General features: G+C 60.6%; 20 protein-coding genes. 13 read left to right on the forward strand and 7 right to left on the reverse strand.

The window, feature by feature from the left end:
* The first annotated feature begins 112 nt into the window (after positions 1-112).
* A complete protein-coding gene (rarD, locus tag KVG87_RS04270) occupies positions 113-1000 on the forward strand; it encodes an EamA family transporter RarD (protein WP_041476730.1) in 888 nt (295 codons plus the stop codon).
* 223 nt (positions 1001-1223) lie between these two features.
* On the opposite strand, the gene KVG87_RS04275 is transcribed toward rarD, so the two are convergent.
* A complete protein-coding gene (locus tag KVG87_RS04275) occupies positions 1224-1742 on the reverse strand; it encodes a glycine cleavage system transcriptional repressor (RefSeq protein ID WP_016772854.1) in 519 nt (172 codons plus the stop codon).
* Positions 1743-2380: 638 nt separating this feature from the next.
* Here KVG87_RS04275 and KVG87_RS04280 point away from each other — a divergent pair.
* Entirely contained in the window at positions 2381-4558 is a 2178-nt protein-coding gene (locus KVG87_RS04280) for a malate synthase G (RefSeq protein ID WP_217849479.1), read from the forward strand.
* A 199-nt stretch (positions 4559-4757) separates the two neighbouring features.
* Here KVG87_RS04280 and KVG87_RS04285 read toward each other — a convergent pair whose 3' ends face one another.
* Positions 4758-5204, reverse strand: coding sequence for a response regulator (locus KVG87_RS04285; RefSeq protein ID WP_016772851.1), 447 nt, complete (start codon positions 5202-5204; stop codon positions 4758-4760).
* 255 nt (positions 5205-5459) lie between these two features.
* Here KVG87_RS04285 and KVG87_RS04290 point away from each other — a divergent pair, with 255 nt between their 5' ends.
* The 8 genes from KVG87_RS04290 to KVG87_RS04325 all read left to right on the forward strand — a co-directional run bounded on the left by KVG87_RS04290 (position 5460) and on the right by KVG87_RS04325 (position 14566).
* Positions 5460-7394 carry a putative nucleotidyltransferase substrate binding domain-containing protein gene (locus tag KVG87_RS04290; protein ID WP_302467807.1) on the forward strand — a complete coding sequence of 645 codons (1935 nt, stop codon included), beginning with the start codon at positions 5460-5462 and terminating at the stop codon, positions 7392-7394.
* Positions 7391-8098, forward strand: a complete 708-nt coding sequence (locus KVG87_RS04295) for a 3'-5' exonuclease (protein WP_076564376.1) — start codon at positions 7391-7393, stop codon at positions 8096-8098. The genes KVG87_RS04290 and KVG87_RS04295 overlap by 4 nt, the downstream gene beginning before the upstream one ends.
* Positions 8099-8302: 204 nt before the next feature.
* A complete protein-coding gene (locus tag KVG87_RS04300; protein WP_221264883.1) occupies positions 8303-8779 on the forward strand; it encodes an RNA polymerase sigma factor in 477 nt (158 codons plus the stop codon).
* The gene (locus tag KVG87_RS04305) at positions 8776-9750 is read left to right on the forward strand and encodes a FecR domain-containing protein (RefSeq protein ID WP_217849484.1); all 975 of its coding nucleotides are present in this window, start codon (positions 8776-8778) and stop codon (positions 9748-9750) included. The genes KVG87_RS04300 and KVG87_RS04305 overlap by 4 nt, the downstream gene beginning before the upstream one ends.
* A gap of 204 nt (positions 9751-9954) precedes the next feature.
* Entirely contained in the window at positions 9955-12393 is a 2439-nt protein-coding gene (locus KVG87_RS04310) for a TonB-dependent siderophore receptor (RefSeq protein ID WP_217849486.1), read from the forward strand.
* Between the two features lie 74 nt (positions 12394-12467).
* Entirely contained in the window at positions 12468-13598 is a 1131-nt protein-coding gene (locus tag KVG87_RS04315; RefSeq protein WP_217849488.1) for a PepSY-associated TM helix domain-containing protein, read from the forward strand.
* Positions 13595-13774 carry a hypothetical protein gene (locus KVG87_RS04320; protein WP_016772844.1) on the forward strand — a complete coding sequence of 60 codons (180 nt, stop codon included), beginning with the start codon at positions 13595-13597 and terminating at the stop codon, positions 13772-13774. The genes KVG87_RS04315 and KVG87_RS04320 overlap by 4 nt, the downstream gene beginning before the upstream one ends.
* A 162-nt stretch (positions 13775-13936) precedes the next feature.
* On the forward strand, positions 13937-14566 hold the full coding sequence (locus KVG87_RS04325) for a glutathione S-transferase (RefSeq protein WP_123443813.1): 630 nt from the start codon (positions 13937-13939) through the stop codon (positions 14564-14566).
* 199 nt (positions 14567-14765) lie between these two features.
* Here the strand turns inward: KVG87_RS04325 and creD are convergent, their stop codons facing one another.
* The 4 genes from creD to rloA2 form a co-directional block, all read right to left on the reverse strand.
* Positions 14766-16133, reverse strand: coding sequence for a cell envelope integrity protein CreD (gene creD, locus KVG87_RS04330; protein ID WP_217849490.1), 1368 nt, complete (start codon positions 16131-16133; stop codon positions 14766-14768).
* Between the two features lie 131 nt (positions 16134-16264).
* A complete protein-coding gene (gene creC / locus KVG87_RS04335; protein WP_217849492.1) occupies positions 16265-17683 on the reverse strand; it encodes a two-component system sensor histidine kinase CreC in 1419 nt (472 codons plus the stop codon).
* Positions 17683-18363, reverse strand: coding sequence for a two-component system response regulator CreB (gene creB / locus KVG87_RS04340; RefSeq protein ID WP_024014583.1), 681 nt, complete (start codon positions 18361-18363; stop codon positions 17683-17685). The genes creC and creB overlap by 1 nt, the downstream gene beginning before the upstream one ends.
* 69 nt (positions 18364-18432) lie before the next feature.
* Positions 18433-18939 (reverse strand): retropepsin-like aspartic peptidase RloA2, encoded by a 507-nt coding sequence (gene rloA2, locus KVG87_RS04345; protein WP_016772839.1) that lies wholly within the window; start codon positions 18937-18939, stop codon positions 18433-18435.
* Positions 18940-19219: 280 nt separating this feature from the next.
* Here rloA2 and yihG point away from each other — a divergent pair, with 280 nt between their 5' ends.
* Positions 19220-20107: a 1-acylglycerol-3-phosphate O-acyltransferase, YihG family gene (gene yihG / locus KVG87_RS04350; protein WP_217849494.1), complete on the forward strand. Its 888-nt coding sequence runs from the start codon at positions 19220-19222 to the stop codon at positions 20105-20107.
* Position 20108: 1 nt separating this feature from the next.
* Here the strand turns inward: yihG and KVG87_RS04355 are convergent, their stop codons facing one another.
* On the reverse strand, positions 20109-20666 hold the full coding sequence (locus KVG87_RS04355) for a DUF2780 domain-containing protein (RefSeq protein WP_123443808.1): 558 nt from the start codon (positions 20664-20666) through the stop codon (positions 20109-20111).
* Positions 20667-21038: 372 nt separating this feature from the next.
* Between KVG87_RS04355 and KVG87_RS04360 the strand changes: the two genes are divergently transcribed.
* Entirely contained in the window at positions 21039-21380 is a 342-nt protein-coding gene (locus KVG87_RS04360) for a hypothetical protein (protein WP_217849497.1), read from the forward strand.
* A gap of 302 nt (positions 21381-21682) precedes the next feature.
* Positions 21683-21895, forward strand: coding sequence for a cold-shock protein (locus KVG87_RS04365; protein ID WP_217849499.1), 213 nt, complete (start codon positions 21683-21685; stop codon positions 21893-21895).
* The last annotated feature ends 25 nt before the right edge of the window (positions 21896-21920 follow it).

Below are 21920 nucleotides of genomic sequence, written 5' to 3' on the forward strand. Positions count from 1 at the left end.
GCTCGCTCCCACAAGATCGGTGTTCACAATTCTATGAACATTGGTCTACGACATTCGCGGACAAATCTCCTTACAATCCCTCCTTTGTCAGCTGCCTGAGCAAGGATTCTGCATGCAAGCCGCCAACCCGCGTCGCGGGTACATTCTGGGCCTGAGCGCCTACATCATCTGGGGCCTGTTCCCGATCTATTTCAAAGCCATTGCCGAAGTCCCGGCCGTCGAGATCATCATCCACCGGGTGCTGTGGTCGGCGCTGTTCGGTGCGTTGCTGCTGATGGTGTGGAAACACCCGGGCTGGTTGCGCGAGTTGCTCGACAACCCCAAGCGCCTGGCGATTCTGGCTCTGAGCGGCACGCTGATCGCGGCCAACTGGTTGACCTACGTGTGGTCGGTGAACAACGGCCGCATGCTCGAGGCGAGTCTGGGTTACTACATCAATCCGCTGGTCAACGTGCTGTTGGGCATGGTGATCCTTGGCGAACGGCTGCGGCGCATGCAGTGGGTGGCGGTCGGGCTGGCTGCCATCGGCGTGGCGCAGCAGGTATGGCAGGTCGGCAGTCTGCCGTGGGTGTCGCTGGCGCTGGCGCTGACCTTCGGTTTCTATGGCCTGATCCGCAAGCAGGCGCCGGTCAAGGCATTGCCGGGACTGGTGGTGGAAACCTGGATGCTGGTGCCGATCGCAATTGCGTGGTTGCTGTTCAATCAGACTGCGACGAGTGTGCAGCCGGCCTTCTGGACCACCTCCGAAGCCTGGTGGCTGGTGGCTGCCGGGCCGGTGACGCTGGTGCCGCTGGTGTGTTTCAACGCCGCCACCCGCCACTTGCCCTACACCACTATCGGCTTCCTGCAATACATCGCGCCGACGCTGGTGTTGCTGCAAGCCGTGCTGCTGTTTGGCGAGCATTTGTCGTCCAGCACGCTGGTTGCGTTCATGTTTATCTGGGCCGGTCTGGCGGTCTACAGCGTCGATGCGTGGATAAGTCTGCGCCGGCGCGCCTGATCAAAAAACGCACAAACCTCCGCAGGCCACGGTTCTCGTGGCCTGCATCGTTCCTTCCCAAGCTTATCCACAGCGTGATCCCCGCCGTTTGTGCGCAAGTCGCTGAATGTTGGCGGTTTTTTGAGCAATAGACGCAAAGCCACGGCCGGCGTGGCGTGGCGGTCTGTCTCTACAGGTTATCCACAGGCAGGCGCACGTTAAACCTGAATAACCCTGTCTGCGCTTAAACCTCTGTGCGTAACACCAATTCGACCATCAGATCATCGGCCAGGGTTTCCAGGCGCGCCTGCAGAACATCGAGCGACAAGGTCAGTGGCACCGCGAGAATTGCCTCGGCGTGAAACAGCGGCTCGCTGCTCATCGGCGCCGGGCGCACCTCAGTTACCAGTCGCTCCAGGTTTACGCCCTGCTCGCTCAAGAGCCGAGTGATATCGCGGACGATACCCGGTCGGTCATTGCCGACCAGTTCCATGGCGATCGGTTTCCACGTGCAGGACTGCTCCACTCCGCTTTCGGCAATCAATACCCGAATGCCATGGGCCGACAGCGCTTGCAGGGCATCGACCAGTTCGTCGTAAGCCTCCGCCGGCACACCCACGCGCAGAATCCCGGCGAACTGCCCGGCCATGCGTGACATGCGGCTTTCCAGCCAGTTGCCGCCGTGCTCGGCGATGCATTGGGCGATGCGCTCGACCTGCCCGGGCTTGTCCGGGGCGAAAACGGTGAGTACGAGATGGTCCATGGCGCAGCCCTCTTGTCATGACTTTGTTATCGAAGGGCAAGTATAGGCAAGCGGATTGATTCAGCCTGACCCAGTGCTGGCAGATGATGACCTGTGGCGAGGGGATTTATCCCCGTCCGGCTGCGCAGCAGTCGTGAGTCCTGCCAATTGGGTCTGCCAGCCGGACCGCAGGGGGCGGCTTCGCCACCCAACGGGGATAAATCCCCTCGCCACAGATTCGCTCATCGCAAAGGTGGAGACGCCAAACTGCGCCATAGCAGCCAAACAGCAATTATGTGTACAACTTTCGATATTTAGCTGGAACAATCCAATACTTTTTTGAGAACATCCCGTTCCGCGACGTGACCGCAATGCGTCATGAGGTCGCAGAACGACGTAATTAGTCTGATTTTCACAAGCGCAACTCATCATGTAGTATGCCGCAGCGCGCACTACATAACGCTGGATCGATGTCTGCCCAAGGCCCTTCGCAACCCTGAAAGCCCCGTCAGCAAGGCCTCCAAGCCGTTGATTGGTCCTAGCCCAGCCGCCAGTAATGGCATGTACTGGTCCGCAGGTTTGTGGTTTAAATGGCCAGAAGCTTCATTGTTAAATTGACGAGCTGAAAAGCGAAATAGCTGAGCAGAGTGAGGCAAGCAATGACTGAACACGTTCAAGTCGGTGGCCTGCAGGTCGCCAAAGTCCTGTTCGACTTCGTGAATAACGAAGCCATTCCCGGTACCGGCCTCACCGCCGAACAATTCTGGGAAGGTGCCGACAAGGTCATTCACGACCTGGCGCCGAAGAACAAAGCCCTACTCGCCAAACGCGATGACTTCCAGGCGCGCATTGATGCCTGGCATCAGCAGCATGCCGGCCAGGCGCACGATGCCGTGGCCTACAAAGCTTTCCTGCAAGAGATCGGTTATCTGCTGCCAGAAGCAACTGATTTCCAGGCCACGACGCAAAACGTCGACGATGAAATCGCCCGCACCGCCGGCCCGCAACTGGTCGTGCCGGTGATGAATGCGCGTTTCGCGCTCAATGCTTCGAACGCCCGCTGGGGTTCGCTGTACGACGCCCTCTACGGCACCGACGCGATCAGCGAAGACGGCGGCGCGGAAAAAGGCAAAGGCTACAACAAGGTGCGTGGCGACAAAGTCATCGCCTTCGCCCGCGCCTTCCTCGACGAAGCCGCGCCTCTGGCTGCAGGCTCCCACGTCGATTCGACCGGCTACAAAATCGCTGACGGCAAACTGGTCGTGACGCTCAAGGGCGGCAGCAACAGTGGCCTGCGCGATGACGCTCAGTTGATCGGTTTCCAGGGCGACGCCAACGCGCCGATCGCGGTGCTGCTCAAGCACAACGGCCTGCACTTCGAAATCCAGATCGACGCCAGCACCCCGGTCGGCCAGACCGACGCCGCCGGCGTCAAAGACATTCTCATGGAAGCGGCGCTGACCACGATCATGGACTGCGAAGACTCCGTGGCCGCCGTCGATGCCGACGACAAAGTGGTGATCTACCGCAACTGGCTCGGCCTGATGAAGGGCGACCTGTCGGAAGAGGTCGCCAAGGGCGGCCAGACCTTCACCCGCACCATGAACCCGGATCGCACCTACACCGCGCCCAACGGCGGTGAAGTGACCCTGCACGGTCGTTCGCTGTTGTTCGTGCGCAACGTCGGCCATCTGATGACCATCGATGCGATCCTCGACAGTCAAGGCAACGAAGTACCGGAAGGCATCCTCGATGGTCTGGTGACTTGCCTGGCAGCAATGCACAACCTCAACGGCAACACCTCGCGGCGCAACACCCGCACCGGTTCGGTGTACATCGTCAAACCGAAAATGCACGGCCCGGAAGAAGCGGCGTTCACCAACGAGCTGTTCGGGCGTATCGAAGACGTCCTGCGCTTGCCGCGCAACACCCTGAAAGTCGGGATCATGGACGAGGAGCGCCGCACCACGGTCAACCTCAAGGCTTGCATCAAGGCCGCCAGCGAGCGCGTGGTGTTCATCAACACCGGTTTCCTCGACCGTACCGGCGACGAAATCCACACGTCCATGGAGGCCGGCCCAGTGGTGCGCAAGGCTGACATGAAGGCCGAGAAGTGGATCGGCGCCTACGAGAACTGGAACGTCGACATCGGTCTGAGCACCGGCCTGCAAGGTCGTGCGCAAATCGGTAAAGGCATGTGGGCCATGCCGGATCTGATGGCAGCGATGCTCGAGCAGAAAATCGCTCACCCTCTGGCCGGCGCCAACACTGCCTGGGTGCCATCGCCGACCGCCGCTGCGCTGCACGCGCTGCACTACCACAAGGTTGACGTGTTTGCGCGTCAGGCCGAACTGGCCAAACGTGCGCGCGCCTCGGTGGACGACATCCTGACCATTCCACTGGCAGTGAACCCAAGCTGGACGCCAGAGCAGATCAAGAACGAACTGGACAACAACGCCCAGGGCATTCTCGGTTACGTGGTGCGCTGGATCGACCAGGGTGTCGGTTGCTCCAAAGTGCCGGATATCAACGACGTCGGCCTGATGGAAGACCGTGCGACGCTGCGCATCTCCAGCCAGCACATCGCCAACTGGCTGCGCCACGGTATCGTCAGCCAAGAGCAAGTGATGGAAAGCCTCAAGCGCATGGCGCCAGTGGTTGACCGCCAGAACGCCAACGACCCGCTGTATCGCCCGCTGGCACCGGACTTCGACAGCAACATCGCCTTCCAGGCGGCAGTCGAACTGGTGATCGAAGGCACCAAGCAACCGAACGGCTACACCGAGCCGGTGCTGCACCGTCGTCGTCGCGAGTTCAAGGCCAAGAATGGTCTGTGACTTGAGTTGATGGTTGGAATGAAAAAGGCCCTGATCGAGAGATCAGGGCCCTTTTGTTTATGTGTTCGGAGGCGGATTGATCGTTCCCACGCTCCGCGTGGGAATGCAGCCCGGGACGCTCCGCGTCCCACAACAGCGGACGCGGAGCGTCCATTGATGCATTCCCACGCAGAGCGTGGGAACGATCATCCTCAAATATTCAGGGCTCGATGCCCAATTCGTGTTTCACCAACTCAAGCAACTTCCCCGTATCAATCGGCTTGAGCAGAAAATCCACCACGCTCAAATGCATCGCTTCGATCGCGTCTTTCACGTCGGCATCGCCGGAGACGATGATGATCGGCATCGCTGCCCGTACCGATTCACGCACCTGGCGAATCAGCTCGAGGCCGTCGACATTGCCCATGCGCAGGTCGGTAATCACAAGGCCGATCGAAGGCTTTTCATCGAGCATTTTCAGCGCGGTTTCACCGCTGGCTGCGGTCATGCAGCGAATGCCGTCCAGCGCGAGAATCTCCGACAACAGCTCGCGGGCGTCCTTGTCGTCGTCGACGATCAGGACACGCTGCGGCGGCAGATCGGGTTCGAGCATCACTGCGCTGAGCGCTTCCCGCTCGGCGTCGCTCAAAATATCGTGGTCGGACATGGCGCTCTCTAAATGTTCAAACAATCCCTGGCAAGTCGTCAGACATCACCGGACAGCGCTTCAATGTGCACTTCGTCGGAATTTTTTCCAAGTGGCTAGCGCAAGCTTTTCCGAGCTTTTGCGTAGGTTATTTCCGAAAATCGGCCAATGGTGGCAAAACCTAGACTTACGTCCAATGGGCACCCTGCCCGCCGGGGCCGACCATGGTCGCAACGATCCGACAACAACAATTCGAAAAAGACTGCGGTAATGGTTATGAGCAAAGCGGACGCCTTCACCCAGGCAGGGAAAACCGCGGTGTTGCAGAACATTCAGGGCACCCTGCAATTCCTTCAGCGCTTCCCGCCCTTCAATCAGATGGAACACGCCCACCTCGCCTATCTGGTGGAGCAATGTCAGCTGCGTTTTTTTGCCCAGGGCGAGAGCATCATCAAACCGGCTGACGGCCCGGTGGAGCACTTTTATATCGTCAAACAGGGTCGGGTGGTCGGCGAACGCCAGCACATCACCAAGCCCGGCACCGAAACCACCTTCGAAATCACCACCGGCGAATGCTTTCCGCTGGCCGCGCTGCTCGGTGAGCGCGCTACGCGCACCGAACACCTGGCGGGCGAAGACACCTTTTGCCTGCAACTGAACAAACTGGCGTTCATCAAACTGTTCGCCCTTTCCAGCGCCTTCCGCGATTTCGCCTTGCGTGGGGTGAGCAGCCTGCTCGATCAAGTCAACCAGCAAGTGCAACAAAAAGCCGTGGAAACCCTCGGCACCCAATACTCGCTGAACACTCGTCTCGGTGAACTTGCGATGCGCCATCCGGTGACTTGCAGTGCCGATACGCCACTGCGTGAAGCGGTGAAGCTGATGCACGAGCAACAGGTCGGCAGCATCGTCGCGGTGGATGAGCACAAGGCGCCGCTGGGGATTTTCACCCTGCGCGATTTGCGCCATGTGGTCGCCGAAGGTGTCGGCGATTTCAGCGACGCCATCGAACAGCACATGACTCGATCACCGTTTCATCTGTCGCCGGATCACAGCGCCTTCGATGCGGCGATCGCCATGACCGAGCGGCACATCGCCCACGTCTGTCTGGTCAAGGATCAACGCCTGTGCGGTGTAGTGTCCGAGCGTGATCTGTTCTCCCTGCAACGAGTCGATCTGGTCCACCTCGCCCGGACCATCCGCAGCGCGCAACGGATCGAGCAACTGGTGACCTTGCGCGGCGAGATCGGCCAACTGGTCGAACGCATGCTCGCCCACGGCGCGTCATCGACGCAGATCACTCACATCATCACCCTGCTCAACGATCACACGGTGTGTCGGGTGATCGAACTGACCCTCGCCGAAAAGGGCGACCCGGGCGTGCCGTTCAGCTGGCTGTGTTTCGGCAGCGAGGGCCGGCGCGAGCAGACGCTGCACACCGATCAGGACAACGGGATTCTCTTCGACGCCCGCGATGCCGCGCACGCAGCGGAGATACGCGGCAAGCTGCTGCCGATTGCCCAGCAGATCAACCAGAGCCTGGCGCAGTGCGGCTTTACCCTGTGCAAGGGCAACATCATGGCCGGCAATCCCGAGCTGTGTCTGTCGCGGGCCGAATGGGCGCGACGCTTCGCGGCGTTCATCCGCGAAGCCACGCCGGAGAACCTGCTGGGTTCGAGCATTTATTTCGACCTGCGCGTGGTCTGGGGCGATGAACAAGGCTGCGAGCAATTGCGCCGTGGCATTCTCGATCAGGTCGCCGACAACCGCCTGTTCCAGCGCATGCTCGCCGAAAATGCGCTGCGTAATCGCCCTCCCGTTGGGCGATTCCGTGAATTCGTGCTGGCCCGCAAGAACGGTGAGAAAGCCACGCTGGATCTGAAAATTCAGGGTCTGACGCCGTTCGTCGACGGTGCCCGTTTGCTGGCGCTGGCCAACGGCATCGACGCCAACAACACCCTCGAGCGTTTCCGCCAATTGGTCGATAAACAAGTCATCGAGCCGCTCGACGGCGCGGCGTATGAAGAGGCCTATCACTTCATTCAGCAAACGCGGATGCAGCAGCATCAGTTGCAAACTCGGGAAAATCAGCCGTACTCAAACCGCGTCGATCCCGACAGCCTCAATCACCTTGACCGGCGCATCCTGCGCGAATCCCTGCGGCAGGCGCAGCGCCTGCAAAGCAGCCTGACCTTGCGGTATCAGCTATGAGCCTGTTTTCCTGGCTGCGCCCGGCCAGCCCCGTGGTGTCGGCGGACTTGCAGCAGCGGCTGGCGAAGCTGCCGGCGCTTGCCGAGCTGAGCGAATGCAGCCTGCGCGAGCAGCGCTGGGTGGTGCTGGACCTGGAAACCACCGGCCTGAATATGAGCAAGGATCGGGTCCTGTCGATCGGCGCGGTGGTGATCGAGGACGGTGCGATCGATTTCAGTCAGCAGTTCGAGCGCACGCTGCAATGCCGCGAGCTGAAGCTCAGCCCCAGCGTACTGATTCATGGCTTGGGGCCGACTGCGATTGCCGCAGGCAGCGACCCGGCGGAAGCGTTGCTGGAGTTGCTGGAGTTCATCGGCGACAGCCCGGTGCTGGCCTTTCATGCGCCGTTCGATCAGCACATGCTCGGGCGCGCAGTGAAAGAACACCTGGGGCATAAGCTGCAGCATGTGTTTCTGGATGTGGCAGATATCGCGCCGTTTCTGTGTCCGCAGGCGCAGATTCGCGAGGCCGGGCTGGATGAGTGGATCGAGTGGTTCCGGCTGGAAGTGTTCGAACGGCATAACGCCAGTGCCGATGCGCTGGCCACGGCGGAGTTGGCGTTGATCCTGTTCAGCCGAGCGCGGGCGCAGCAGATTTACAGTCCGTTGCAGTTGCAGCAGCGGTTGAGCCAGTGGAAGCGGCGGCAGCAGGCGCCGTCCTTCTAGCTTTTCGGCACCTCCCCAGCCGCCTTCGCGAGCAGGCTCGCTCCCACAAGGCAACGCGTTGCTTCAGATCACCTGACCAGTGGCCAATTGCTAACCATTCCCACCTCTGCCAGAATCGCGAACTATTCTCGTTAGTTAACATTTCCCAATCGGTGATGTCCGGTGTCGTCAGTGCCCAACCCCCACAGTGAGCTCGTCGGTGCGATGTATCGCGACCATCGCGGTTGGCTGCTGGCGTGGTTGCGGCGCAATGTGGCGTGTCCGCAGCGTGCCGAGGACCTGAGCCAGGACACCTTCGTGCGCCTGCTCAACCGCGACGAACTGCTGACGCCGCGCGAACCTCGGGCATTTCTGGTGGCGATCGCCAAAGGCCTGTTGTTTGACTACTTCCGCCGCGCCGCGCTGGAACAGGCCTACCTCACCGAACTGATGCTGATCCCCGAAGACGAACAGCCGTCGGTGGAAGAACAGCAAATGATCCTCGACGACCTAAAGGCCATCGATCGCCTGCTCGGCAAGTTGTCGACCAAGGCTCGTGCGGCCTTCCTGTATAACCGCCTCGACGGTCTCAGCCACGGCGAAATCGCCGCCAGACTCGGCGTGTCAGTGCCGCGCGTGCGGCAGTATCTGGCGCAAGGCCTGCGCCAGTGTTACATCGCCCTGTACGGTGAGCCGACATGACGGCGGCCAGTTCGCGCCCGGTGCCGGCGCATGTGCTGGACGCGGCGATTGCCTGGCAATTGACCCTCGACTCGAGCACCGCGCTGGAGCGCGAGGAATTCGCCAAGTGGCATGCGGCCCATGAGGAACACGCCCGCGCGTGGCGCCAGTTGGGCATGCTCGATCAGCGCTTCAGTGTCGCCAAAGGCCCGGCCCGAAGTGCGTTGCTGCAATCGCGCGAAGGCATTCGCCGCCGCGTGCGCAAACTCGGCAGCGGGCTGGCCAGTGTCGTGGTGATCATCGGGCTCGGGCTGTTTGTCAGCGAGCGCTATCTGCCGCTGGATTACTGGCTCGCCGATCAACGCACCGCCACCGGCGAACAGCGCACCGTGCGCCTGTCCGACGGCACTCTGCTCAACCTCAATACCCACAGCGCGGTCGACGTACGCTTCGATGACGAGCGCCGCTTGATCGTGTTGCAGGAAGGCGAAATCCTCGTCGAGACCGGGCATGGCGACGCGCGGCCGTTTATCGTCGAAACCCGCGAAGGCAGCATGCGCGCGCTGGGCACGCGGTTTCTGGTCAAACGCGAGGACGATGGCACACGGCTGAGTGTGTTGCAGTCAGCGGTGGCGGCACATGCCCAGGCCAACCCGCAAGAACAGATTCTGCGCGAAGGCCAGCAGGTGTTGCTGCGCAGTGACGGGCTGGGCTCGATTGCCGCCCTCGCCCCCGGCGCCGATGCCTGGACGCGCGGCATGCTGGTGGTGGACAACGCGCGACTGGGCGATCTGTTGCATGAGCTCGGGCGCTATCGTCGTGGCCATCTGGGCGTGGCGCCGGAAGTGGCCGATCTGCGCATTACCGGCAGCTTTCCGTTGCATGACACCGACAAGGCACTGAGTGCTTTGCTGCCGACTCTGCCAGTGCAGATCGAGCGGCATACGCCGTATTGGGTCACCGTGGCGAAGGCTGATATCAAGCCTGAGTAATGCGTCGGCAGGAAAACCGCCTTCGCGAGCAGGCTCGCTCCCACATTGGCATGCGATCACCTGTGGGAGCGAGCCTGCTCGCGAAGGCGCCATCAGCCGCACAACCATTTCCTGCAAAAAAGAATTTCCACCCAGCCCTATCACTTTTCCAATCTCGTCCGGCACACAGGCAATTGAGAAATATTTCCATTCAGGAGCCGCCGTATGTCCCGTTCGCCAGACACCTTGTTGCGCCCCAGTCTGCTGGCTTTTGCCATCGCTTTCGGCACGCCGCTGATCAGCAGCCCGTTGCTCGCCGCTGAGCAAGCGTCCAGCGTGCGCGCCTACAACCTGCCGGCGGCGCCGCTGTCGACCACCCTGAACCAGATCGCCAGCCAGGGCGGCCTCGCCCTGTCGCTCAATCCTGCGCTGGCCGCCGGCAAGACCTCGGCCCCGGTCAACGGCCAGTACGACGCCGCCGGAGCCCTGCGCGCGGCCTTGCGCGGCACCGGTCTGCAACTGGAACAGAGCAGCGCCGGCACCTACACCCTGGTGGCCGTGCCTGAAGGCACGCTGGCCCTGCCGGAAACTTCGGTCATCGGCGTGGAAAACTTCGAAAGCGCCTGGGGCCCGGTCGAAGGCTACACCGCGACCCGCACCGCCGCCGGCACCAAGACCGACACTGCGCTGGTCGAAGCACCGCGTTCGATCTCGGTGGCGACCCGCCAGCAAATGGACGACCGCAGCGTGCACAGCCTCGATGACGCTGTGCGCTACATGCCGGGCATCACCGCCAGCAGCTACGGCAGCGACACCCGTGCCGACTGGCTGCGCGTACGCGGTTTCGAGCCGACCCAGTTCCTCGATGGCCTGCCGCTGCCCAAAGGCGTGTACGCCAACCCGAAACAGGAAACCTGGAACCTCGACCGCCTCGCCCTGCTGCGTGGCCCGGCCTCGTCGGTGTACGGCCAGACCCCGCCGGGCGGTTTGCTCGACATGGTCAGCCGCCGCCCGAGCGCTGAAGCCAGCAGCGAAATCCAGTTGCAATACGGCAGCGACAATCACCGCCAGATCAACTTCGCCAGCACCGGCAAGATCGATGACGCCGGGCAGTTTCTCTATGGCCTCAGCGGCGTGGTGCGCGACAGCGATACGCAAATCGACCACATCGACAACAAGCGCTACAACATCGCACCGAGCCTGACCTGGAACATCGACGACGATACAAAAATCACTCTGCTGAGCCAGTTCACCCGCGATGATACCGGCGTCACCAGCCAGTTCTATCCCATCCAGGGCACCAAGATCGACATGCCGTTCGGCAAGATTTCCCATCACAAGAATCTCGGCGATCCCGACTACGATTATTACGACCGCACTTATTACGCGCTGGGTTATGCCTTCGAACATCGCCTCAACGATGTCTGGCAGTTCAAGCAGAATCTGCGCTACACCAAATCTGACCTGTCGTTCCAGACCGTGACCGTTAACAGTTACAACCCATCGTTTGCCGGATTTACCGTGGACGATCAAGGCAATGTCGGTCGCAGTACCACTAACGCCGACGAAGACATCAGTCAGTTTGCCGTGGATAACAATTTCCAGGCTGACTTCGCCACCGGCGAAATCAGCCATACGCTGCTGCTGGGTCTCGATCATCAGCGCAGCAACACCAACTACACGTCAATTTTCGGTTCGGCGCCGAGCATCAACGTCAACAACCCGATCTACGGCCAGCCGATCGTACGTCCAGCACGCTCCACGGCGTTTTACGACTACAACCAGAAGACCTACCAGACCGGCCTCTACGTGCAGGACCAAATGGCCCTCGATCAGTGGCGCCTGACCCTCGGCGGCCGTGAAGACTGGGTGCACACCAGCACTGAATTCTTCAACAAGGGCGATGCGACCAACACCCAGCGTGACAAGAAATTCAGCGGCAACGCGGCGCTCAGCTACGTCTTCGATAACGGCTTCGTGCCGTACCTGTCCTACGCCGAATCCTTCCAGCCGACCACCGGCGCCGATGCCACCTCGACCGGCTCGCTCAAGCCAACCGAAGGCAAGCAGTGGGAACTGGGCATCAAATACCAGCCTCCGGGCAGCAAGACCCTGCTGACCGCCGCCGTGTATGACCTGACCCAGAAGAACGTCGCGGTGAACACCTTCGTCAACAACGTTTCAGTGACCAGCCAGACCGGCGAAGTGAAGGTCAAAGGCCTGGAACTCGAGGCCGTGTCGGATGTGACCGATAACCTCAAAGTCATCGCCGCCTACACCCTGGCCAAGTCCGAAGTGCAGAAAGGCATCGACAAGGGCAATCGTCTGCAACTGATGCCCAACCAACAAGCCTCGCTGTGGACCGACTACACCTGGCACGCCGGCGTGCTCGACGGTTTCGGCATTGGCGCCGGCGTGCGCTACACCGGCAACACCTACGGCGACAAGGCCAACACCTGGCTGGGCAAGGCTGACGCCTACACCGTGTTCGACGCCAGCGTGCATTATGATCTCGGCCGTCTGGACAACAGTCTGAAGGGTGCATCGCTGGCGGTGAATGCGACCAACCTGTTCGACAAGGACTACATTTCCACCTGCGACAGCTTCTACTGCTACTACGGCGACCAGCGCAGTGTCGTCGCCAGCGCCACTTACAAGTGGTAAGCCAGTGAGCTGAAACAGGCCCTGTTCCCAGGCCGTCCGTACCGGACGGCTTCGGTGTTTTTGAAGGTCATGCAATGAAAAGTAAAACCATCCGCCGTTGGTCGTTCATCCACACCTGGACCAGCCTGATCTGCACCGTGTTTCTGCTGATGCTGGCGCTGACCGGTCTGCCGCTGATTTTCAGCCACGAGATTGATCACGCGCTGGGCAACGCCCCGGAGCTGCGCGAGATGCCGGCCGACACGCCGCAACTCAACCTGCAGCAACTGGTCGATGCCGCGCAGAAGCATCGCCCGGGCGAAGTCATGCAGTACTTCGGCTACGACGACGAAGAGCCGAACGCGGCGTTCGCGATCATGGCCAGGACGCCCGACACCGAGCCGAACTCTTCGCACACCTTCATGCTCGATGCGCGCACTGGCGAAGCGCTGGAAACCCCTTCGGCCAACGGTGGCTTGATGCTGTTCATCCTGCGCCTGCACGTCGACATGTTCGCCGGGCTGCCGGGCAAGCTGCTGCTGGCGTTCATGGGTCTGTTGTTTGTCGTGGCGATCGTGTCCGGCACGGTGCTGTACCTGCCGTTCATGCGCCGCTTGAAATTCGGCACCGTACGTCAGGACAAATCAACGCGGCTGCGCTGGCTCGATCTGCACAACCTGATCGGCGTCGTCACTTTGACCTGGTGTCTGGTGGTGGGGGTGACCGGGGTGATCAGCGCCTGCGCCGACCTGCTCATCGCCGCTTGGCGCAACGACGCGTTGACCACGCTGATCGCGCCGTATCGCGATGCGCCGCCGCTGACCCAACTGGCGCCGGCTACCCGGCTGCTCGACATCGCCGAGGAAGTCGCACCGGGGATGAAGCCGGATTTCATCGCCTTCCCCGGCACCCGTTTTTCCAGCGAGCACCATTATTCGGTGTTCATGAAGGGCGGCACGCACCTGACCTCGCACCTGCTGACACCGGTGCTGATCGACGCCACGACCTTGCAGGTCACCGCCGTGGCCGAACGGCCGTGGTACATGGACGCCATGGGCATGTCGCAGCCGCTGCACTTTGGTGACTACGGCGGCATGCCGATGAAGATTCTCTGGGCGACGCTGGATGTGCTGACGATCATCGTGTTGGCCAGTGGGGTGTATTTGTGGGTGGTGCGGCGCAAGGCGGCCAAGCCTGTTCTGGAAGCGGCGGAGGCCTCGGCATGAAGCCGCGTCAGTCGAGTTTCTGGAAAGTCTTCAGCACACCGATCGTGATCGCCCTGCTCAGTGCGGCGGGGCTGTTTGCGGCGTTGCTGGGGGATGGAATCTGGGATGCGTTGAGCTGGGTCGGGCTTGGCGTGCCGGCATTTCTGGCGATAAGAGGTTTTCTGCCGCGAAGCTGAGAATCCCTTGTGGGAGCGAGCCTGCTCGCGAAAGCGCCCGGACATTCAACATCAAAGTCGACTGTCACGACGCCTTCGCGAGCAGGCTCGCTCCCACATGGGTTCTGCGCCGGACGCGAGCAGGCTATGCTGCCCGATCATTGTCCTGATCGAGACCTTGCCATGTCCGCCCCCAGCATGACCCTGTACCACAACACCCTGTCGCCCTTTGTCCGCAAGGTCATGGTGCTGCTGCACGAAACCGGTCAGCAGGATCGTGTCGCGCTGCAGGACTGCGTGCTCAGCCCGGTCAGCCCGGACCCGGCGCTGATTGCCGACAACCCGCTGAGCAAGATCCCCGCCCTGCGCCTGGCCGATGGCAATGTCATCCATGACAGCCGCGTCATCCTCGAGTACCTCGACCAGCAGCACGTCGGCAATCCGCTGATCCCCCGTGAAGGTGCGGCGCGCTGGCGGCGCCTGACCCTGGCGTCGATGGCCGACGGGATCATGGATGCCTCGGTGATGGTGCGTTATGAAACCGTTCTGCGCCCGGTGGAAAAACACTGGGACGAATGGCTCGATGCCCAGCGCGACAAGATCCGCCGCGCCCTCGCCGTGCTCGAGAGCGAAGCGATTGCCGAGCTGACCAGCCACTTCGATGTCGCGGCGATCAGCGTGGCCTGCGCGCTGGGCTATCTGGATCTGCGCTTCCCGGACATGGACTGGCGTGCAGCCAATCCGCAACTGGCCAATTGGTATTTTGAAGTGAGTCAGCGACCGTCCATGGTGGCGACAATGCCCAAGCCCTGATTCTGCGGCGCCTGATCTGCCCCCATCGCTGGCAAGCCAGCTCCCACATTGAATCGGGACAGACCGCTGACCTGTGTGTCGGCATATATCCTGTGGGAGCTGGCTTGCCAGCGATGGCACCACCTCGGTTCCGGCGGCAGCGCTGCAACAATCAGCGTCAGCAGAACCGCCACTTCCCTGCGCTCAGCTCGCAACCCGCTCATTGCATCGCCTCCACATCAAACTCCAGCGGCCTGGCCGACTTCAAACCAATCCCGTACCAGTCCAGCTTGCGCGTCAGCACCATGAACACCCCGAGCAGACCGAACAGCATCAGCGAGCCCATCAGCAGCGCGTAATCCTCGGCGCTGAGCAAGCCGTACAGCAAGCCATACAGCGCCGCCAGCCCGGCCGAAAAACGCAAGCCATGCCGTGCGCTGCGCAAGACGTGGCTGACATAGAAGCCAATCAGCAATACGCAGCCACTCGCCGACAACAGATACGCCAGCGCAAAACCGATGTGTTCCGACAGTGACAACAGCAGCAGGTAAAAGAACGCCAGCGCAACACCGACCAAGGCATATTGCACCGGGTGCACCGCCAGGCTCTTGAGCACTTCGAAGAGGAAGAAACCGGCGAATGTCAGAACGATGAACAGCAGCGCGTATTTGATCGCCCGGTCGCTCTTCAGGTACTGATCCACCGGGTCGATGAAGCTGACGCCGAAGCTGCGCCCGTTAAGCGCGTCACAGTCGCCAGCGACGCAGCGCTCCATCGCCTCTTGCAGGTTGGTGGAGAAAAACGAGGTCTGCCAGTCGGCGCTGAACCCCTGATCGTTGATCTCGCGCTTGGCCGGCAGGAAGTTGCCGACGAAGCTGGGGTGCGGCCAGTTGGCGGCGAGGCTGACACTGCTGGTCTTGCCCACCGGCACCACACGCAGCGAGCCGGTGCCTTGCAGACGCAGGTCGAAACCGAAGGTCAATTGCGTGGCTTTGCTGGCGTCGAGCGCCGGCAGGGTCACGTGTACGCCCTCACCGATCCACGCCACTTCGCTGCCGGGCACGAAATCCAGTTGCTGGCCGCCGAGCTCGAGTTTCAGCGCGTTTTCGATGCCGCGAATATCGCTGATACCGACGGCGAGGAACGGCGCGTCGAATTGGTAATCGGCAAAATTTTCCTTGATGCCCAACTGCGCCGGCAGGGAAAAATGCCCATCGATACGATTGTCGGCGTGGAACAGTCGCGCCTCGTAAATGCCGCGTTTGCGCAGTTCGGTTTGTACTTGCCCGTCGAGCTCGAAACGCTCCGGCAGAAAGTACAAACGCCCGCGCGCCTCGCCGATCTCCTCGTAGCGCTTGTTGGTTTTCTCGTTGGTTTTCCAGGTGCGCACCACCTTGCGATACGGCACTACCATCACCGGCCCGGTCAGTTGCTGGCTGTAACTGGAACTGCGCGCGATGTCTTCGAGCACACCGTCGCGCAGTTGCTGACGCTCATCGATGATGCCGTCGATCATCAGCAACGGGATCAGCAACAGCAGGATCAACAAGGCAATCGCGCCGAGCTTGATGGTCAGATTCTTGTTCATGGGACTCTCCCTGTTTGGATGGGGGGAGTCTGCTGATACGGTGTGGTGGGAGTGTGGGGGGAATATGGAGATTGTGTGGAGAATGCATTCCCTCTTGGAGCGAGCCTGCTCGCGAAGGCAGCAACTGGGTCTCACGGCAAGCGCAATACCACCTCAACCCCACCCTCGACATTACCAATGCGCATCACCCCGCCATGTAACTTGACCACTTCTTCAACGAAGTTCAGCCCCAATCCGGTGCTCTTGCGTCCGCTGTCCGGGCGCGGCAACGAGTAGAAGCGCTCGGTCAAACGCGGCAAGGCGTAATCGGGAATCGGTGTAGTCTGGTTGAACAGGCGGAACTCGATCTGCTCGCCAACCCGCTCGGCACGCAAGCGCAACAGCCCCTGCGCCGGGGTGAAATCCAAGGCGTTTTCCAGCAGATTGCCCAACGCCTGCCGCAGCAGAAACGGCTCGCCAATCAACAGCAGATCCTCGCCGATCGCTTGCTCGACACGCAGTTGTTTGCCCTCGATCCGCGCGGCCTGCGCCTTGAGCAGTTCTGCGACCAACAGCGCCAGCGGCACTGCCACGCGTTCTTCCAGCCCTTGGCGCTGTTCGACCTGCGCCAGGTTGAGCAGGCGCTCGATCAACTGCTGCATCCGCGCGCTTTCGCTGTCGATGTTGCTGACAAAGCGCAAACGCTGGACGGCCGGCATCTCGCTTTGCAGCAACTCAGCCGCACCCCGAATGGCCGCTAGCGGACTTTTCAATTCATGGGTCAGGGTGTGCACGTAGCGCTCGACGTAGGCCTTGCCTTCGAGCTGCGTGCGCATCTGCTCGACCGCCGTCGCCAGTTGCTCCAGCTCGCCGCCGCGATAATGCGGCACTTCCACGCGCCGGCCTTCGCTGACCGCCTGGGCATAACCGGTCAAACGGTGCAGCGCACGACTAAGCCACCATGAGAGCAAAGCGCCGAACAGCAGACCGAGGCCGATCAGTCCAGCGCCGTAAAACAGCAAGCGCCGCTCGGTGCGATCGACGTAGGGTTGCAATGAACTGTTGGGCTTGGCCACGGTGACCACGCCGACGATCCTGCCGTTGTCGCGGATCGGCGCACCGACGTGCATCACTGAAGAGCTCGGATCGTCAGGATCACTGCGGCTGGAGCGCGCGCCGTACTCGCCGCGCAGGGTCAGGTAGACGTCGTTCCAGCGCGAATAATCCTGGCCGACTGCGACGCCGCTGGAGTCGAGCACAACGATGCCCTTGGCGTCGGTGACGTAGATGCGGTGGTTGACCTGGTTTTTCGGCAAGCCCCAGATGGTCGCTTGCGGCTGGCGCTCGCCATAGGCGCGGAGCAATTGCGGCCAGCGGTTCTCGCTGAGGGTGCCGGCCTTGAAATCGTCGCGCAGGATTTCTGCCATCAGGTTGGCGGTGTCCACCAGCGTCTCTTCGGTGGACTGACGCACGCCGGGGCGGATTTCTTCCATCACCGTGTTGAGGACGAAATAGCCGGTCAGGCCGACAAACAGCACGTACACCAGAAAAATCCGCAGCCCCAGCGACATCAGCTGTGCCCCGGGCTGTAGCTGTAACCGAGGCCGCGATGGGTCTGGATCGGCTCGGCCTCGGCGCGCACCAGGCGCAACTTGGCGCGCAGGCTTTTGATGTGACTGTCGATGCTGCGCTCGTAACCGGCATCGGCCGCTACGCCCAGCGCATCGAGCAATTGCTCGCGGCTGAACACCCGCTCAGGTTGTTCGAGCAGGCATTGCAACAAGCGGAATTCATGGCGGGTCAGGCTCAGCGGCTGGCCGCGATAGCTGATCTGCACGCGTTCGGCATCGATGCGAAACAGCGTTGAGCCTGCTTCCAGGGTTGCGCGCGGCGCCATGCGTTTGAGGATGGCTTTGACCCGCGCCGCCACTTCACGCGGGCTGAACGGCTTGACCACGTAATCGTCGGCACCGATCTCCAGGCCCACCACGCGGTCGATCTCGGCGTCGCGGGCGCTGAGAAACAGCACCGGCACTTCCGTGAAGCGCCGCAGTTGCTTGCAGGTTTCGAAGCCACTGATGTCCGGCAAACCGATATCGAGAATGATCAGGTCGGCCGGGGTCTGCCGCTGATGCTCCAGCGCCGCCGCGCCGAGGTTCAGCCACGTGGTGCTGAACCCCTCGCCCTGCAAGGCAAAAATCAATGTGTCGGCAATCGCCGCTTCGTCTTCGACAATCAGGATGTGCGGCATGGCGTCCGAGCCCGTGGCAGTTAGTGCGCGAACGGTGCCCCAAGCCCGGGGTTACGTCAATCAGACCACTTAGCAGTCAGGCTTGTCGGCGGTGTAACGCCGCGCCGGGTTGACCGCCGCGCCGAACTCGCGCAAGGCCTTGGCGCCGATCAGCAGCGGATAGTTGAAGTGGCTGCGGTCGGTCAGGTTGACCTCGACGGTGCGCTTGACGTTGCCCAGGCACAGTTCCAGATCGACCACCGGGCGCTTGGCGACATCGCTGCTGTCGCGCTCTTCATCGTCCTCGTCGGAACGGCTTTTGATCTTGCTGATCCGCGCGACCTTGTGCTCGAAAACCTTGTTGCTGGCATCTTTGGTGGCGAGGCGGAAACGCACCCAGTCTTCGCCGTCGCGGGTGAAGGTCTCGATGTCCTTGGCCGACAGCGAGGCGGTCAGCGCGCCGGTGTCCATCTTGGCCTTGAGCACTTCGCCACCGATTTCCGGCAGCGCGATGTATTCGTAGCGACCGTACAGCGTCGGCTCGGCGGCCATTACCGGCAGCGCGACGAGGGCAAACAGAGCAAGGAGGGATTTCACGTAAGGGGCTTCCTTGGAAATTGAGGGCGGCAAACTGGGATTTTAGACACGCGCCAAGTTATTCGTTCGCTTCTCGGCCCCCTTCGCGAGCAGGCTCGCTCCCACATTTGAAATGCATTCCCCTGTGGGAGCGAGCCTGCTCGCGAAGAGGCCAGTGCATTCAGATCGAATCTTGAGCGAAGCATACCCGGCAAAAAGTGAAACATTCGTCAGCGCCGATTTGGCCTGTCGCGCGAAGCTGCTTATCATGGCTCGCCCCTGCCACTTCATAGAGTTGCTTATGCGCCGCCTGCTCACCGGCTGTTTCGTCACCCTGCTGCTGTTGCTCAACACCCTGATCCTGATCGGGCCGTTGATGGTGTTCGCCCTGCTCAAGCTGGTTGCACCCGGGCGCTGGCGGGATTACGCATCGGGGGCGGTGATGTGGATCGCCGAGACCTGGGCCGAGATCGACAAGCTGATCTTCCAGCTGTGCATCCCCACGCAATGGGACATTCGCGGCGGCGACGATCTGCGCCGCGACACGTCCTATCTGGTGGTCAGCAACCATCAATCGTGGGTCGATATTCCGGCACTGATCCAGACCCTCAACCGGCGCACGCCGTTCTTCAAGTTCTTCCTGAAGAAAGAGCTGATCTGGGTGCCGTTTCTCGGGCTGGCATGGTGGGCGCTGGATTACCCGTTCATGAAGCGCTACACCAAAGCCTTTCTGGCAAAGAACCCCGAGCTGGCGGGCAAGGATCTGGAAATCACCAAAGCGGCGTGCGAGCTGTTCAAGCGCCAGCCGGTGACGGTGGTCAATTATCTGGAAGGAACGCGCTACACCCTGGCGAAAAGCACCCAGCAGGAATCACCGTTCAGCCACCTGCTCAAACCCAAGGCCGGCGGGGTGGCGTTCGTGCTGGCGGCGATGGGTGAACAGCTCGATGCGATGCTCGATGTGACGGTGGTGTATCCGCAGGAAAAAATCCCGGGCTTCTGGGACCTGATCAGCGGCAACGTGCCGCGAGTGATCATCGACATCAGGACCCGCGAACTCGACCCGACGCTGTGGCAGGGCGATTACGAGAAAGATCCGGCCTTTCGCCAACACGTCCAGAACTGGGTCAACCAGCTCTGGACCGAAAAGGATCAGCGCATCGTCGAGCTGCGCAACGAGCGCGGCTGACTCAAGTGCCGGTGCCGGTGCCCCAGATGCTGCCCAGGCTGCTCAACAGCGAACCGCCGACGCCCTGCTGACCGAGGTACTGCAGCAACACCGGGGCAAACTGGCCGATCATGCCACTGTCCATGCCCAGCGCGCTGAACGCGTTGTTCAGATCGTTGCTGTCTTTGACATTGCCCAGTGCATTCTCAAGGCCTGCGGACTTGCCGGACGAACCGAGCAAAGCCCCGAGCGCCGCCAGATTGCCGCTGCCACCGGACAGCTTGTCGATACCCGGCACTTCCTTGGCCAGTTGCGAATAGTCGGTGCTGCTCAACTGATTCTTCGCCAGCCCAAGCATCGCACTGGTACCGCCAACGGCCTGCTCCGGTGTGACGTCCAGCGCACTCAAAGCACTCAACAAACCAGCGGTTTCCGAGGTCGGCGCCGCAGCGGCCGCCTTGTCACCACCTTGCATCCCCGCTACCGCACCGGCCACGTCGTTCAAACTGAAACCGGCAAACACCGGCCCGGCGGCCAGGGTCAGGAGCGATGCCAAGGCAAAACCGCGTGAAATCTTCATTCAGACATCCTCTTGGGGAAAAGCTGCCACCGGACAACGGCGACGAAACTGCCGGTTTGACCGGGGATCGGCTGGCGTGTTCCTCCTCCTGCACTTCCATTGTCATCATTTTCCGGCAGATTAACCGGAGGTCGGGTCCTCGCGATAGAGGGATATTGGCAGCCTTCCAAACCCAAGATTCAAAGGAGCGTAGCCTTTGGCAGTTCCTGTGAAAATAGTCTAAGCGATGCAAAAGGCAGGAATCCTTATGCCGTTTATCTGCTATTAATTAGATAACATATTTCTAACAAGACTAAAAAACTGTCACATCTGACAGTTGGCGATAGGTGCAAACAAGGAGACCATTCTTGCTCTTTTAATGACGGAGTACGAATGATGAAGCTGAAAATTGCGGCGGGTATTTTGGTAAGTATTGCAATGATGGGCACCGCCTATGCAGCCACTTGCCCGACAGTTTCAATTACCCACGCTCAAGACAACGAAGATCTCACCTTCACCTCTGCACGCCTTAAAGACAAAGGCAGCGCCGATTCCGTTGTCGTTTGTCGCTACGAAGGCAAGGGCGACCTAGGCGCCTCATCCGGTTACAGAAACGGTACTCCGATTAAAGCCACTGGGACCGGTTGGAAGGACAAGGAAGGTAAGCCTTCGGATGATTGCGCAGTCACCGATGGAGATGCCAAAAAATGCTCGTTTGAAGAACAGGAAAAGTAACGCGCAAAAAGGGCAACTCTAAGGGTTGTCCTTTTTACGTTTTACATGGACAAAACCGATCGTCTGCATCAGTACAAATCGGTACCGCCAAGTAATTTAACGAAGATAAAGCTTGGTTTTATTAACTCTGCCGGCAGCGGTGTTATTTTCGTTATTAAAAGACCGATCATACCGGAGGAAATACAAAACTCTAAAAGAAGGACAAAGTAGAAAGCAATGAAGGTTGGACCGGTTCGTGACGAGAGAATAAATAAAGCCTGGTTGCGATGCCCCTTTTTGACAATTAAACAGGAAGCATTGACATGTCAAATAGACAAAGCGGTACCGTAAAGTGGTTTAACGATGAAAAAGGTGTTGGCGGTATTACACCCGCTGACGAGGGAGCCGAGATCTCCCTCCATTACAAGAATATCGAAAAGGAAGGGTTCAAAGCCTTCAAAGTCGGGCAAAAAGTCTCATTTGTGGCCGAAAAGGGAACCACAGGAATGAAAGCATGCCAAGTTCGCGCTGAATGAACGCTAATCCAACCAAAACGGCGAC

It is taken from the genome of Pseudomonas siliginis (assembly GCF_019145195.1).
In the GTDB taxonomy this organism is placed as follows: Bacteria; Pseudomonadota; Gammaproteobacteria; order Pseudomonadales; family Pseudomonadaceae; genus Aquipseudomonas; species Aquipseudomonas siliginis.

Bases quoted from the DNA above. Each gene is read 5' to 3' on its own strand.
- rarD (WP_041476730.1), top strand. From the start codon at position 113: ATGCAAGCCGCCAACCCGCGTCGCGGGTACATTCTGGGCCTGAGCGCC.
- KVG87_RS04275 (WP_016772854.1), bottom strand. From the start codon at position 1,742: ATGGACCATCTCGTACTCACCGTTTTCGCCCCGGACAAGCCCGGGCAG.
- KVG87_RS04280 (WP_217849479.1), top strand. From the start codon at position 2,381: ATGACTGAACACGTTCAAGTCGGTGGCCTGCAGGTCGCCAAAGTCCTG.
- KVG87_RS04285 (WP_016772851.1), bottom strand. From the start codon at position 5,204: ATGTCCGACCACGATATTTTGAGCGACGCCGAGCGGGAAGCGCTCAGC.
- KVG87_RS04290 (WP_302467807.1), top strand. From the start codon at position 5,460: ATGAGCAAAGCGGACGCCTTCACCCAGGCAGGGAAAACCGCGGTGTTG.
- KVG87_RS04295 (WP_076564376.1), top strand. From the start codon at position 7,391: ATGAGCCTGTTTTCCTGGCTGCGCCCGGCCAGCCCCGTGGTGTCGGCG.
- KVG87_RS04300 (WP_221264883.1), top strand. From the start codon at position 8,303: ATGTATCGCGACCATCGCGGTTGGCTGCTGGCGTGGTTGCGGCGCAAT.
- KVG87_RS04305 (WP_217849484.1), top strand. From the start codon at position 8,776: ATGACGGCGGCCAGTTCGCGCCCGGTGCCGGCGCATGTGCTGGACGCG.
- KVG87_RS04310 (WP_217849486.1), top strand. From the start codon at position 9,955: ATGTCCCGTTCGCCAGACACCTTGTTGCGCCCCAGTCTGCTGGCTTTT.
- KVG87_RS04315 (WP_217849488.1), top strand. From the start codon at position 12,468: ATGAAAAGTAAAACCATCCGCCGTTGGTCGTTCATCCACACCTGGACC.
- KVG87_RS04320 (WP_016772844.1), top strand. From the start codon at position 13,595: ATGAAGCCGCGTCAGTCGAGTTTCTGGAAAGTCTTCAGCACACCGATC.
- KVG87_RS04325 (WP_123443813.1), top strand. From the start codon at position 13,937: ATGTCCGCCCCCAGCATGACCCTGTACCACAACACCCTGTCGCCCTTT.
- creD (WP_217849490.1), bottom strand. From the start codon at position 16,133: ATGAACAAGAATCTGACCATCAAGCTCGGCGCGATTGCCTTGTTGATC.
- creC (WP_217849492.1), bottom strand. From the start codon at position 17,683: ATGTCGCTGGGGCTGCGGATTTTTCTGGTGTACGTGCTGTTTGTCGGC.
- creB (WP_024014583.1), bottom strand. From the start codon at position 18,363: ATGCCGCACATCCTGATTGTCGAAGACGAAGCGGCGATTGCCGACACA.
- yihG (WP_217849494.1), top strand. From the start codon at position 19,220: ATGCGCCGCCTGCTCACCGGCTGTTTCGTCACCCTGCTGCTGTTGCTC.
- KVG87_RS04355 (WP_123443808.1), bottom strand. From the start codon at position 20,666: ATGAAGATTTCACGCGGTTTTGCCTTGGCATCGCTCCTGACCCTGGCC.
- KVG87_RS04360 (WP_217849497.1), top strand. From the start codon at position 21,039: ATGATGAAGCTGAAAATTGCGGCGGGTATTTTGGTAAGTATTGCAATG.
- KVG87_RS04365 (WP_217849499.1), top strand. From the start codon at position 21,683: ATGTCAAATAGACAAAGCGGTACCGTAAAGTGGTTTAACGATGAAAAA.